The sequence below is a fragment of the Arthrobacter sp. 9AX genome (assembly GCF_902506095.1).
Lineage (GTDB): Bacteria > Actinomycetota > Actinomycetes > Actinomycetales > Micrococcaceae > Arthrobacter.
In genome coordinates, this window is the sequence record NZ_LR733293.1 from 2060669 (window position 1) to 2074906 (window position 14238).

Sequence of the window (14238 nt, forward strand, 5' to 3'; positions counted from 1 at the left end):
GATCTCAATGGTTGGTGGCCACCGGGCTGCGGTTTGGTCTCACAGGCGAACGACAACGCCATGGGCGCAGTCTCTTCGCTCTTCGCCAACATCCTGCAAAATATGGCGGCCTGGCTCTGGGCCTTCATCACCGGCGCCTTCACGGTGTCGGATGTTGACGACTCCCAGTGGCGATCCATAGAAGGACTCACGAGCTGGTGGATGGTGGTCATGCTGACCCCGCTGGTCGTCGTGATGATTCTCCAGGTGCTTTCGGGGCTAATCAGCCAACAGCCGCGAAGGATTGGGCGCGCCCTGCTCGGAGGAGCGGCTGCGATACCGATGGTTGGGGCAGCAGTCTTTCTCGTCCGGCAGCTGACGCGAGCAACCGACCTCGCGGCGGCCGCTCTGCTCGAATCGATCGGCTCCGATCCCTACCTGGTTTTCATGAGGTTGTTCGGCTTCGAACGCGCACCGGAAGGAAGTGGGCGGGAATGGAACTTGGTCTCGCTGGCGCCTGGGGCGACCGGGGGCCCGGTTGGTGCGGTGGTGGTGACGGTAATGGCGGTCATTATCGTCTGGATTCTTGCTTTCATCCTTATGTGCTCGATGATCTTCCGCTCCTTTGCGCTCGTGGTGCTGGCCGCCGTCGCTCCGGTTGCCCTCATGCTGCTGCCGTGGGACAAGACAAAGTCCTGGGCTCGCCGTTGGTGCGAGGTAGTCATCGCCCTGGTCATTGCGAAGCCTTTGGCCGCAACGGTTCTGGCCGTCGCGGTTAAACTCTTCGCCGAATCGAAGTCATTCGCGGGTCTGGCGGCTGGCACTGTTGGAATGGCACTAGCCTGCGGCGCACCCCTCATGGCAATGCGTCTGGTGAGCTTCGCCGGGGGCGAGCTCGCCGCTGCAGCCCAAACTGCGGGCGGCGGTCACGTGCTGTCTCGCAGCAGCAGCGTGGCCGCCCGGCAGATCAGTCGTCAGGTTGGCGGCCGTCTGGTACTCGCGAACCTGGTTGGCCGCTCCACCATGACCCGCCCCATCAGCTCAAGCAGAAGTGTCTTCCCGACGCAGGCCGTGACCTCCTCGGCAGGGACAGGGGCATCTTCAATGGGTCGCCGCGGAGAACAACGGGCCTTGGGCGCGAGGCCCTCCACCGGGTCCACGGAGGCTGCCCAGGGTGCAGAGCCACAGGGCGTCGTACCGATGAGCCCTCCTCAGCAACGCAGGGCAGCACCGGCATCTGCAAAGCAACCCACGCAGGCTGTAGCCGAACAGCGAGCGCAGCCGCCGGCCAGCCCCGGAGGGTCCGCCCGGGTCCAGCCTCCGAAACCTCAACCACCAAGGATTGACCCTCCAAAGGGAGGCACACCGAATGTCTGAAAATTCGCGGGCCCTTGAACCCGTCAAGTTCCCGAGATACGAGCGCCGTGGGTTCTTCCTCGGGCTCAAGTGGTACCAGTTGCTGATCGTGGCACTCGGCGTCACCGTCGCCATTGTGGCCTCAGCCAGTCGCGGTCCGGCGGGTCTGTTCGCCTCGGGCCCCATGTGGCTTGGGCTGATCCTCCTCGGGCTCCTCCAGTATTCACGGATCCCTTTCCCCGCATGGGCGAAGCAGATCGTCTTGTTCTTCTATCGGGCAGCTGCGGGGCAAACAAAGTTCCTCGCCAGGCCGGAATCCCCGCGGCTTACCGGTCGGCTCGCTTTGCCAGGCGATTTGGGCAATCTGGAGCTCCGATCAACCGCCAGCGGAGCGTGCTTCCTGGTCGACAGCTACGGAAAGGAAGCGATCGCAGTTCTGCGGTGCAGCACGAGATCCTTCGCCCTCCTGGACGCCGACGACAAAGCCTGGGCTGTGCAAGCATGGTCACGGGTTCAAGCAGGCCTGGCTCAACGGCCAGGCGTGTCCCGGATCGCCATCCAGGATTACACCGTGCCCTACCCATCGTCGGCGCTCTGGGACTACTACCGGGACAACGCCGCGGGGGCGGAGACGGACAACACCACCACGTGGGGACAACGCGCCTATGAAGACTTGCTAGGTGCTGCCGGCTCGACCATGAGCCATGAACTCCTGGTGTCATTCGTTCTGGATACCAGCAAGGCTCGGCGTCGCATCAGGGAGTCCGGCGGGGGACTGGTTGGCCTTGAGCACGTTCTCCGGCTTGAAGTCGAGGCGATGAAGACCTCGCTGGGCACGCACAACGTCAAGGTCGAGGAGTGGATCGGGGAACCTGAACTGCTCGGCATCATGCGCAGCGCATTCAATCCCGGTGCGCCTCCGCCGCCGAGGCCATCCAACTCGCCCGCACCATTGGACCGCGCCACAAACCAGGATCAGGAACGCCTTCAAGGTCCAGGCCCCATGGGCGTAGAGGAACACTGGACGTACCTGCAGACTGACTCCGGGTTCCACCAGACCTTTTGGCTTGCCGAGTGGCCTCGGCAGAAGGTTTTTCCTGGCTTCCTTCATTCGCTCATCTACGTCGGCGAGTTCCGCCACACCTTCACTGAAGTGATACGGGCAGTGCCCACCGCGGAAGCGCTGCGGGACATCCGCTCCGCCCAGGAGGCACACGAGACTCGCCGCCGGATCAACGCGCGCTTTGACCGGCCGCTTACCCGCGAGCAAAAGGCCGAGGAGGAAGAAGTCAGCCAGCGCGAGGAAGAGATTGTCGCCGGCCACGGTGACGTGCGGCCCGCGGCGTACATCACCATCACGGCCACGTCGCTGGAAGATCTGGCGCGGCACCGCCAGGAACTTGAGTCCGCCGCCGCAGGAGCCTTCGTTGAACTTCGGCTCCTCTACGGACAGCAATGGGCCGCATTCGTCGCCGGGGGACTCCCGCTTGGAAGGGGACTGCGGTGAAGCAGACAACAAAACGTGTCGAGTACATCCCGTCGGGCAAGAAGCGGAAAGCACGACGGCGGCCCGCGCCATTGGCAGGCCAGTGGACGAACGCGCAGGCCGGGGAAGACCAGTTAAGACTTCCAGGGCTTCACGTTGCAGGTGATTGGGGGAGCAGCGAGCCAAACTCGTTGGGCGGTCCACACCGCCTCCGCCCCGCGCCGCACCGGGCCTCGACCATGACCTTCGCCGCCGCGTACCCCTTCCTCACCGAGTCGGGACTGGGACACGAAGGCACCTACATCGGCACCGACGTATTCGGCTCCGGAGCCTTCTCCTACGATCCCTGGATCCTTTATGAGAAAGGAATTATTAGCGGACCCTCCATCGTCGTGATCGGAACAGTTGGCACCGGGAAGTCTATGTGCGGGAAGTCGCTGGTGACGCGCTCGATCACCCTAGGGCGGAAGGCCGCCGTCGCATCCGATCCAAAAGGCGAGTGGGTCGCCGTCGCCAACGCTGTTGGCGGAAAGGTCATCTCGGTAGGTCCTGGCCGTCCTGCAAGGGTCAATCCGCTCGATGCAGGACCGCGTTCCGTCGCCCTCACGGAGGCGCAGTGGCAAGCTGTCGTGAGGCAACGGCGTCGCTATCTTCTGGTGGCGCTGGTCTCCCTCATGCGCCAGGGCTTACCACTGCGCCCGGTGGAGCACACGGCCTTGGACATCGCCCTCATGGAAACCATGGCGGAGAACTCGAACCCCACGCTCCCGATGGTCCTGGACCACCTGCTGAGGCCATCCAAGGAGATGGTGGCCTTGGTGGGCACGGAGGGTGGAACCGCCGTCAGCCACTCCCTGCGGCGAACAGTTTCAGGCGACCTCGAAGGCATGTTCGACGCCCCGTCGACGGTAGCTTTCGACGCGGACGCCCCGATGATGGTCATGGACACTTCCGCCTTGATCGGCGCATCCGAGCAGGCCCTTTCGTTGGCTGCCGCCTGCGGCGCTACCTGGCTGGAAGCCGCCATCACAAATCCCGACGGCGGTAAGCGCCTTGTCGTGTACGACGAGGGATGGCGGATGCTCGCCGACCCGTACATGTTGGCAAAGATGAGCGAGCAGTGGCGGCTGGCCAGAACATATGGAATCGCCAACCTGCTGATCATGCACAAGGTAGCTGACCTCAACGAAATCGGCGACAGCACCAGCGGACACCGGCAGAAAGCCCTTGGCCTGCTGACTGAGGCTGACACCAGGATCATCTACCGGCAAAAGCACGACGCAATGCGCCTCACTAAGGAAGCGCTCGGCCTGACTGAAGCCGAGTGTGAGCATGTGGAGAACCTGCCGAAGGGGGTCGGGCTCTGGAAAGTAGGCAACCGCTCCTTCATCGTGGCCAACAGGGTGACCACTGACGAGCTTGCCGTCTTCGGCACAGACGACAGGATGCTATGAGAAGGCCGGGGAGCTCGCGGGCTGTCGTCGACAATCCTCTGGTGACGGCGGGGCTGGTCGTGGCGGCGGCCTACGTGAGCCTCTGTGCAGTGATTCAGGCGGCGGCGCACGTGATCGTCTCGTGGCGATGCGGCAATGTGCCGCCGTCCCCATTCAACCCAGCGGCCGCCGTCGGACTCCTGACCAACAGGATGGACTGGATAGTCGCCCATCCGCCCGGCTGTGCAATTGGTACGGATAGTGTTTGGTGGGTTCTCGCGCCCACTGTAGTTGTGGCCAGCGCGCTCGCTGTCGGCGCGCTGGTCGCTTGGCGGCGTTGGAAGCAGTCCGGCGGCTGGCTGCGGCAGGACATCCTGAACCGTGACGGCGTCGCACGCCGGGCCGAGATCCTCCATGACTTCGGGGCAAGGGCTGTTCGAAAGCGGGGCAAGTTCACGCGCCCGGGTCTCGTGAATCCGTCGGTGCAGGATGTCTCATGGACTCTTGGCCGCTCCCGCGGGGTCACCATTAATGTCTCAACGGAAGAGTCGATGGTGATTCAGGGCGCCCCGAGGTCCGGCAAGGGGCTCTACGTGGTAATCAACGCCATCCTTGATGCGCCCGGAGCCGTGGTCACCACATCAACGCGGGCAGACAACCTGGTGGTGACAATGAAAGCGCGTGCGTCCGATGGCAGGCCCGTGACGGTGTTTGACCCGCAGGGCATGTCGGGCATTCCATCCTCACTTCGCTGGTCGCCCGTCCGGGGCTGCGAGGACCCGGACATTGCCACCCGGCGAGCGCTGGTCATTACGGCGGATACGGAGATGAAGGGGGAGAACGCAGCGTGGCAGAAGCGCTCGCTGATAGTACTTCAGTGCCTGCTTCACGCTGCTGCCTTGTGCGGTGAGGGAGTGGCAGCATTCAGGCGCTGGTCCTCCAGCCCCGTGCTGGCTCGCGAGGCGCTCGAGGTACTCGGCCGCCCGGACGCGGCCATGGGGTGGCAGGCCGACCTGATGGGCATCCTCGAAGACGACCCGCGCAATACGTCCAACTCATGGATCGGTGTCTCGGCCGCCGTCGCACCGCTGTCCTCGCCGAAAGTTTTGGCTGCCTTGAACCCACAGGATGAGTCTGAAGAGTTCGATCCCAAGACCTTTATCCGCGAGCGCGGCACCCTCTACTTGATCGGAACGCGTGCGGGAGCGGCCGCTGCGGGCCCCTACCTGTCCGCGCTGATCGACGACATAGACAACGCAGCACGCGAAATGGCCTTCGTTTCCCCAGGCGGCCGGTTGGAGCCACCGCTATCCCTGATCCTTGATGAAATCGCCAATCTGGCACCCTGGCCGGGACTACCAGTCGCGCTGTCGGATGGCGGCGGCATCGGCATCTCGACTTTGGTCGTTTTGCAGTCTCTGTCCCAGGCACGTTCCGGCTGGTCCATCGATGAGGCGTCAACGATTTGGGACTCGGCCATCATCAAGGTCATCTTCGGCGGTGGATCCGACGAGCGAGATCTTCGCTCCCTCGCCGGGTTGCTCGGGGAGCGGAGCCTAACGCTCACAACGCGGTCCTGGTCGTCCCAGGGCCGCCAGGACGGTGAGCAGATACGTGAAACCCCGGTGATCGCCCTCGACGAGATCCGGCGCTTACCCGCCGGAACGGCTCTCATGCTTGGCCGACGAACGCGTCCCATCCTGCTCGACCTGCTGGAGTGGCACAAGCGCAAAGACGCGGGGGAGCTGCGCCGCCTCAAAGCCGAGATGGAGACACTTTTGGCGGACGGCCACAGGCAGCGCCAGCAGAAGACTGAGGAGGGGCCGGATGCGCAGCCATGACAGCACTGATGAGTTCGATGTTCCATCCGCAGGTTCCTTTGGCGACGACGAAATCACTGCACAGCTGTTTCGATCCGCATTTACCTCACCGGCCGCCCCGAAGAGCGTGACCCGCCGCTGGCGGGACATGAACGCCGAGCAGGCACAGGACGTGTGGCGGTCACTCTATGCCTGGGTCCGCTGGCTCGTGGCAACTTATCAATTCACGACGTCGGTCGTGCCGGATTGTTGGTGGAAGCACCCAGAGATCGTGGCTGAGTTATACGCACTGCAGCGGGCGGAGCTTGCCTCCTTCACCCCGGATGACCCGGGCTTCGGCCCGCTGGCCTTTCACGAAAGGCTTCCGCACGCCGTCGAACGCCTGAGGATGCACACCAGGACGGCAGGATGCGTCGGGCTGCAGTCGCACAAGGAACCTTCCCCGCGTCTCCTGGCCAACGACGACCCTGCTTTCCTCGAATGGTGCAAGGCCGCCCATCAGCTGGTTCCCGAGTTCTGAATCATGTCGCTCACGGGACCTGCAGCCATGAACGGGTGTCTTCGCAGCAATGCTGCGGTCCAAGAAGCAGAAGGGTGGCTGTCGTGGCCGCTGTACCTGAGGTTCCCGCGAGCACCTCGCCGGACCTAAATTCCGCATTGGAAACCCGGCGCCTGCGGCCGGAAGAGCGCGTTGCGCTGTTGATGGACGGCCTGCACTCCATCCTCGAAGAGACCGTCGAGTCTCCCTTGCGCTGGCAGGTTCTGCTCGATGCCTCCGCTAACCTGTGGCGCTACTCAGGGGGCAACGTCGCCCTGCTGATGATGCAGATGGCACAGCGCGGCACTGAGGAGCCGACGCTGGTGGCTGGCTACAAGGAATGGGAGCGGCACGGCCGTACGGTCCTCCGCGGGGAATATGCTCTGTGGGTTATCGCACCCAGGACGGCCCGCGTTCAACAGCTGCTGTTGCCCGATGGCACGCGACAGCGCGTCCCCGTCGGTGACAAGCCTCCTCTTGGTGCCATCGATGAAGGAAAGAAGACGCTCATCACTGGTTGGCGGGGCCAGGCGGTCTTTGATGTTTCGCAGACCGAGGGAGCGCCGCTGCTGGTCCCGAAGCCGACCGGGGTTTCCTCGGCGCTGGCTCCCCAACTGTGGGAGTCACTGGCTGGAGTTGCGCGGGCGCACGGCTTTTCGGTCCAAGTGACCGATGCGCAGTATGGGCTGACCAGCGGCTTTACCGACTTTGCCCAGCGCAAGGTTCGGGTGGGCGGCTGGTTGAACGCCGAGGAACGTACCGCCGTGCTGGCACACGAGCTCGGGCATGTGCTGCTTCACGGTCCGGACGACAAGGTGGGCAAGCTCTACGGAAGCAGCGTGGACCACCGTGGGCTGGCCGAAGTCGAGGCCGAGTCGGTTGCCTACACCGTGCTGAAAGCTCATGGGACCGATCGCGGTCCCCAGTCAGCCAGCTACTTGTCAGGCTGGGCGGACGCCGTGATCGAGGCTGAGCAGTCAGCCGCCGACGCTTCCTCCGGCAAGACGCCTGCCTCTCGCGTGGACATTGCGAAGTCGGTGCTTGGGCGCGTCACTGCAGCGAGCAAGGAGATTCTCGAAGCAACTGATCCTCCGGGCTCCGGCGGAAAGGTTCCGTCAGTTGAAGCCGCTCCGCGAGTCGACAGCCAAGACTCTTACGCGGGCATGAACCAACCGGGGCCGTCGCGCGGACTAGAGATCGAGGGCCCGTAAGGCATTCACAAGCGTTGGACGGGAGAGCCCCGTTTGCGAAAGAAAGGAAACAGATATGAGTACCAAGATCCCGGTCAACATCGCCGGCAACCTCGTCGCAGACCCGGACCTCACTTATGGGGAGTCCGGCGTGGCACACGCCAAGATGCGGGTCGCCGTGAATCAGCGGGTCCAGAGTGCAGACGGTTCCTGGCACGACGGCGAGCCTGTCTTTCACAATGTGTCAGCGTTCCGCGCGCTCGCCGAAAATGCCTCAAACTCTCTGAAGAAGGGGGACCCTGTCACAGTGTCGGGTGAACTCGAGTTCCGTTCCTTCGAAAAGGATGGGGAGCGGAGGGAGGCCCGCCGCATTGTCGCTGAGACGATCGGCCCCGATCTCCGTTTCGGGACAGCTGCTTACCAGCGCTCAGCACGTGCCGCCGGACCCGAAGCTACTGTTGGCGCCGGTCTGCAGGCCGCCCCTGAGGCAGCCCAGCCCGCGGCCCCCTACAGCGTCACCACGAAGGGGCCGGTGACTGCGTCCCCTTTTGGCGGCCCGGCACGGACTGAAATTATTCTCTGACCAACGCTCCGGCGTCGAGGTCAAAGTCATCGTCGTCGTTGTCGAGCCCACGCTTCACCCACAGCAGGGCTTGGTTTCGTGAGGAACCAGGCCTTGCTTTGTGTTCACGGAGGATGGTCTTGGCAGGACCGGCCGGCTGGGCCGTTCCCCGCTGACTTATAGCCGGCTGCTGCCTTTCCACTCTTCCGGTTTCACACGTTTGATGCTTGATGAGTGCGCCCAGCCCATGTGGTACTTGCCGGAGGAATCGAGCCACTCGATGAGGCCGTACTTCTGAGTCCATCCAACAGCCTTGCCATAGATGCCTCCGACGAAAACCAATGGCCGACCATACTTGGGAAAGTCTCGGATCGGAGCGGGATCATCAATAGGACGGCTCGCCTCGGCATCCATGCGAGCCATCATGCGCTCAACATCTTCGGGGGAGCCGGACTTGATCACGACGACAAGTATAGAACATACGTTCGAATACCTGCTTGGGGTCGTAGCTACCGCGCTGCCTGACTCAAGAGTTGCGCGCCCTTAATGCCGACGGCGGCTCCAGTGTGGAAGGGCGCCCCTCTGCGGGTGCCCAAGCCAAGCAATCGGCGGCACGGATGAAGTAGGTGTCGGGCCATGGAGCGCCAGGCATCACCTGCGCTGGGTCGGGGGCGATGAGCAGGACTGATCCAGGCCAGATCGGTTCCGGGAGCGACTCCAGCCATGCCGGCTGGACGTGATTGAAACGGTTCCACGCGACGGTGACCCAGGAACCAGTGGGTTGGACAGCGTCAACGCTGAGGAGTGTTAGTTCGGCGGTGGTGCCGCCGGCCAGCTTCGCGTTGTAGAAGGACCGCCAATGTTCCGCTGCAGCAGCTTCCCACGTACGCCGTCGATTGGCCCGCCTCCACCACAGCCAGCCCACGTACAGAGACGCTGCTAGGGGGATTGCAGCGATGAGAATCTTCATCGAGAGTGGTAGGTCTGCGGCAGGAATGTATGTCAGAGTCACGACAAGCAGGATGAGGGCAGTCGCACTGGCCGCTACCAGCCCGGCTGTCGCAACTACTGGCCTCACTACAGGATTCGTAGCCATTGCTTTGCCTCTTAGATCAGCTTAGAGCTGCCAGCCGGCAGTAGTAAGGAGGGCATGGCCGCTAAGGGGAAAGTCGACGTCGTTTGTTGGTGGTTCAGACGTCTCTGAAGACTGTCGAACGCCATCGATGGCTACTTGGAGTCTTTCCCATTCAGAGTGCTGTTCCCACTCGTAGTCGGCCGGTTTGGGTCCCAACGGAAGGTCGGGCTGCGATACTCCCCATCTGTCTCGATACATGGCAATCTCCCGAATCAGATCGCCGGGCATCCCACCGCTGCCAACCAGCGAATCCAAGCAGATCTTCCACTCCGGTTCCTGTGTCAAGGCGGCCATTATCACGTTTCCCGTCCGCTGCCGTATCCGGTCGCGGACCTGATCAACCAGCGCAGCCAAGTCGGGGCGAGAGATTTCAAGTACCTCAAGCAAAGCTTCCGCTGCCGCCGTCGGCATTCCTCCTGAGGACTGACGTAGCCGCATGCTGAGGACAGCAACGGGATCCTTGGCTGTAGCGGTGCTTCGGAGAGTCCGGGCCAAAACGGCCTCGGCATACTGGCGGCTGACCGCTGTGGCTTTGCGCCAAGCCGCTACAGCAGCGCCCCACGAAGGTGACTGGTCCAGCTTAGGTAACGAATCAGGGGAGTGCTTCTTCAGGCACTGCAGAAGATCGTGACTTGCCGCAATCTGCGCCAAGTAGTCGTACTCGGCGTAGAGCCGCTCAAGGCTGTCTGATTTCATTCGCTCCGCTTCGAGCACTTCATGAGCGGTTCGCTCAGCGCCTTCGGCTGCCAGGACCTCAGCCAGAATGTCCCGCCAGGACAGCTGGAGGGAAGGGTCGACGGCGGGGTAGTCAACGTCGTCGCCTTCACTGACGTACGCGAAGTTGCCGGACCGGCCGCGCGTCATGCTGACGTACAGCAGTTCCCGGGTAAGCCGTCTCTGAGTCACTACCGTGTGCCCCGTATCGACCGTGATGCCCTGAGAGCGGTGGGCCGTAGTCGCATATCCCAACTCGACGTGGCACTCTAGGTACCTTCGCGGAAGTACGACGCGTGCGCCTGTCACCCGTCGCACTGCTAGAACTGAACCGTCACGTCGGACGCTTTCGACGTCGTACAGCGCTCCGTTCCGGACAAAGTCCTCGTCGCTGTCGACCAGCCGGCGGTTGTTGCCGCGGGCGATGATCCTGTCGCGCGAACCGGCACGCAAGCCATCGGCGAGCTGAACTGTCAGCTCGGCGTCCACCGTCCCCTGGGCCACCAAGTCAGCCTGAGCGCGTTCGTTGAGCAAGCCGACCGTCTCGTTATCCGCGGCGATAAGGATGGCCGACTTGCCCGTCCGTGTGTCGGCCTGCCATGCAATGTACGCCTGGTCGACCATGTCCAGGTAAGTGCCGTGCCGGATCCGCTGATGCTGCTCATAGTCAGCGATCGCAGAGTAGTCTCCCGTCCTCAGCTTGAGGGATGACGCCCGTTCCCACTCTTCATGGAATCTCCAGATGGTGCTGAGCCGAGTGGTCTTGCCTTGCCAGTCCAGCCAGCCGAGGACACCGCCGGCGTCAATCGCGTCCAGCTGGCCGGGATCACCCACCAGCACAATCTTCGCTCCGGCATCCTGGGCCTGCTGAACAAGCGCCGCGAGCTGAAACGTGGAAACCATGGCAGCCTCATCGACGATCACGAGTTGGTCCTGATGGAACGACCACCGGTGCTGGGTGGCAGCAAGGCGGGCCGCTTCCTGAGCGTAGGCAATGCTCCGGCGCTCGCCGATAGGAGCCTCGGCCAAACGGGCCTGGACGTCGAGGAAGCGCCCAGCTCTCGTGCCCACACCGTGACCCACCGATTCATGCAGCCACTTCGACACGTTCTCTGTGGCCATCGCTAGCTCGCGACCCAGCACCTCAGCGCTCGCGGCCGCCGGGGCCAAACCGATGACGCTTCCGGCGCCGAACTCGGCTTCCCATACTGTTTTGACCACCGCGAGTGTCGTCGTTTTTCCCGTGCCAGCGGGGCCGACGATGGCGTCGAGGCGGTTACCGCTTAGGACAACGTCGGCGACGGCGGCACGCTGGTCGGTGTGCAGTACTGGCTTCTTCGAGCGCTCGGCAATGTCCAGCGCATCCAAGGTGACGTCCGCGCGGACCGCCGGGCCGCCGTCGTCGTTCCTTGCTGCCATGATCGCGTCCTCACAGGCGAGCGTCGACGCGTCCGTGTAGAGCCGTGACCCCTGGAAGTCGAAGCAGCTCTGCTGCCCCAGCCTCAGGTCTGGCGCCGCGTCGGGAGGGACGGTGTAGCGGTATTCGTTGAGGGCGACGGACTGTTGCTCGGCTGCGGTAGCGACTGCATCCATCAGGTTCGCCCGATCCGATGCGGTGCGGCAGCGGATCTGGGCGCAGACCCGTTCCGCTTCGGCCAGCAGATTCCAGCGGTTCCAGGTCGAACGCCTTGCGGCCACTCTTTCCCTGGCGAGCGTTGCGACGGCTTGTATCCAGTCAGAGGTGAAGTCGCTGGTCGTGAATGGCGAAGACTGCGAGCGGTTGATGGTGGCAACCAGGACTTCGGACGGTTGGAATCCCTTCGCGAGTGCACGTGCCCGCCACTGTTCGGAGAGCCGTTGCAATGGCGTGGGGAGTTCGGTCTTTGGGACGCGTGTAGCCAGGGTGGCTTGCTGGCGGAGCTTGATGGTTGTGGTGGCTGTCGGGGGATGGCCGTGTTCCGTGATCCATTCGGCCACGAGTCGGTCTGTCTCCAAATTGATGAGGCGGGACCGGTTGGAGAATTCACGGATGAGTTCTTCGTCAATGCCGGTGAGCTGTTGGCTGGGGTTGTACGTGGTGGTGACGGGATTTCGGATGTCGGTGTCGGTTCCGAGTTCCTGTTGAAGGGCGTCGAAGAGGAGTCCGTTGTAGTGTTCGCTAGCGGCGACGGCGGCTTTGTACAGGGTGCGGGAGTCCAAGGTGACCCAGGCGCCGTCCGTGATGCGCTGGATACGGTTGGCGATCACCAGGTGGGTGTGGAGCTGCGGATCACCGGTGCGTGATTCCCAGTGGTCGAATGAGGCGGCGAGGACGCCGCGCGTGCCGAGGTGGGCGACTCCGTTGCGTCCGGCCCGTGTATGGATGACGTTCTCCTCAAGCCACGCAAGTGTGTTTGCGACGGCTTCGTGGTGGGTTCGCAGTATTCGGTCCTGCGTGCTCCGCGGGCTAAGCGCCCAGAGCACGGACACGGACTTTGGCACGCTAAAGGTTAGATCGAAACCGACTACGGCGTGACGCACGGTGGTTGGGGCGTTCTTATTCTCGACGACGGTTGGTCGGTTGTGCGGGCGGCCCAGGGGAGTGCCGGTGTCGGGATGGGCTGCTAAGTCGAAAACGGCCCGTGCGTCGGTCTCCGTGACGGCGTCACCTTCCGTTTTGTTGATTCCCTTGAGCCCCTTGCCGATCCAACGCCCTTCTGGAGTGCCTGCCTTCATGTAGTACGTCGTGGCGTCCGGGGGAGTAGCCGAGACGTCGTCGATCATGGTGGTCTTGAACAGGTAACGCAGGCCTGATTGTGCCGAAAGCCTCGCGATAGACATGGTCATGGCCGTGGGGCTCCTGCTTGGCGCCTCGTCGGATCCCATCCTCTGCGCCGCATGATTTCTAAGGTGCGAACGTCGAGAGCAATTCCCTTCGCGCGGGAAATTGAGACGAGCCAGGCTGCGATATGTGCGAGGTCTTGCACATTGATCTGTTGGGCTCGTTTGAGGCGGGCGACCTCTGACTGCAGGAGGTTGATGCTCTGCCGCTGTTCCGAGTTCTCGGCAGCAAGTCGTTCAATCTCAGACGCCTGGGAGCGGAGCTTGGACTGAAACATGGCGCGTTGGCGGTTGCAGGAGCTCCTTTCTGACTCCAGCCGACGCTTAGTCGCTTGTAACTGCGCTTTTAGATGTGGCGCGCTCAAGCTCGTTCCACGCGCCGTGGCCGGCGCGCCCCGACGTCGTCGGCTCCGACTCCTGTTGGCGCAGCGTGTAGAGCAGAAGCGCTGACTTCTGCGTGCGGGTTCGAAAACACTGCGGCACTCTTCACATACATTGCTGGTCACGCTGGTTCATCCGCTGCACGTGTAGCGACGACATGACTCACCGTGAGTGCGCTCTCACGCTCAGGCCTTGGATGCCAGAGGTGTGAGGAGCCGATCATGATGGGCACGTGGGGCGCTAGACGATAACTGTGGCACCGGTATCGAAGCTGGGCGCGGGGGGATGGTGGACCGCTAATAAAAGGGCTACAGCTTGTGGCACTACTGCGCAGATTCGAGGACACGCAGGACTCGGACAGAGGAGCCCCTACAGCTCGGACTCTTAATTGTCCAGACGGCCTCTGGACAATTGCGCAACAGGCTGTTGCACAATTGCCAGGCACCGCCGACACAAGGACTGCGGTCAGGTTTGAATCTAAGACTTGACGCTGGACATGTGCAAAAACTGGCTTTCGCACCCTATTCTGACGCTATTTGAGGGCTGCCTGACGTCAGGTTGGGGTGTGCTGCAGCTTGACTTCGTGCCATCAGCTTTCGCATACCGCCGCCGTCCAACAATAGTTGCTAATTGGGTGTTCAGCGCGGCCGGAGTTGTTCTCGCGTTCTCCGTTGTCGCAGTAGGCCTGTGTGCAAGCGTGGGTGCTGCGCTGCTCCTAGTCGCCGCTTCGTCACCGGTGTCCAATGATTCAACCGTAGTCACGGCCACCATCTTTAACGGCGTACAGGATGAGCAGAGGTGCCGGGCTGAGACGTTCAACATAA

9 protein-coding genes are annotated in these 14238 nt (G+C 62.8%); 7 read left to right on the forward strand and 2 right to left on the reverse strand.

Translation table 11 applies throughout. The features are described 5' to 3' along the window. Positions 1-60 precede the first annotated feature (60 nt). From BACI348_RS09420 to BACI348_RS09450, 7 genes are all read left to right on the forward strand, one after another. A complete protein-coding gene (locus BACI348_RS09420; RefSeq protein ID WP_159825210.1) occupies positions 61-1356 on the forward strand; it encodes a type IV secretion system protein in 1296 nt (431 codons plus the stop codon). After that, the gene (locus tag BACI348_RS09425) at positions 1349-2842 is read left to right on the forward strand and encodes an SCO6880 family protein (protein ID WP_159825212.1); all 1494 of its coding nucleotides are present in this window, start codon (positions 1349-1351) and stop codon (positions 2840-2842) included. Before BACI348_RS09420 ends, BACI348_RS09425 begins: the two co-directional genes overlap by 8 nt. Before the next feature lie 218 nt (positions 2843-3060). Further along, complete coding sequence (locus tag BACI348_RS09430; RefSeq protein WP_159825214.1) at positions 3061-4275, forward strand: putative type IV secretion/conjugal transfer ATPase; 1215 nt, start codon at positions 3061-3063, stop codon at positions 4273-4275. A 41-nt stretch (positions 4276-4316) separates the two neighbouring features. Then, positions 4317-6095 (forward strand): type IV secretory system conjugative DNA transfer family protein, encoded by a 1779-nt coding sequence (locus tag BACI348_RS09435; RefSeq protein ID WP_159825216.1) that lies wholly within the window; start codon positions 4317-4319, stop codon positions 6093-6095. Further along, positions 6082-6594, forward strand: coding sequence for a hypothetical protein (locus tag BACI348_RS09440; protein WP_159825218.1), 513 nt, complete (start codon positions 6082-6084; stop codon positions 6592-6594). The genes BACI348_RS09435 and BACI348_RS09440 overlap by 14 nt, the downstream gene beginning before the upstream one ends. A gap of 83 nt (positions 6595-6677) precedes the next feature. Further along, positions 6678-7823: an ArdC-like ssDNA-binding domain-containing protein gene (locus tag BACI348_RS09445; RefSeq protein WP_159825220.1), complete on the forward strand. Its 1146-nt coding sequence runs from the start codon at positions 6678-6680 to the stop codon at positions 7821-7823. A gap of 55 nt (positions 7824-7878) precedes the next feature. Beyond that, positions 7879-8385, forward strand: a complete 507-nt coding sequence (locus BACI348_RS09450) for a single-stranded DNA-binding protein (RefSeq protein ID WP_159825222.1) — start codon at positions 7879-7881, stop codon at positions 8383-8385. 156 nt (positions 8386-8541) lie between these two features. Here BACI348_RS09450 and BACI348_RS09455 read toward each other — a convergent pair whose 3' ends face one another. Continuing rightward, positions 8542-8826, reverse strand: coding sequence for a hypothetical protein (locus BACI348_RS09455; protein WP_159825224.1), 285 nt, complete (start codon positions 8824-8826; stop codon positions 8542-8544). A gap of 655 nt (positions 8827-9481) precedes the next feature. Next, a complete protein-coding gene (gene mobF, locus BACI348_RS09460) occupies positions 9482-13039 on the reverse strand; it encodes a MobF family relaxase (RefSeq protein WP_159825226.1) in 3558 nt (1185 codons plus the stop codon). Positions 13040-14238 lie beyond the last annotated feature (1199 nt).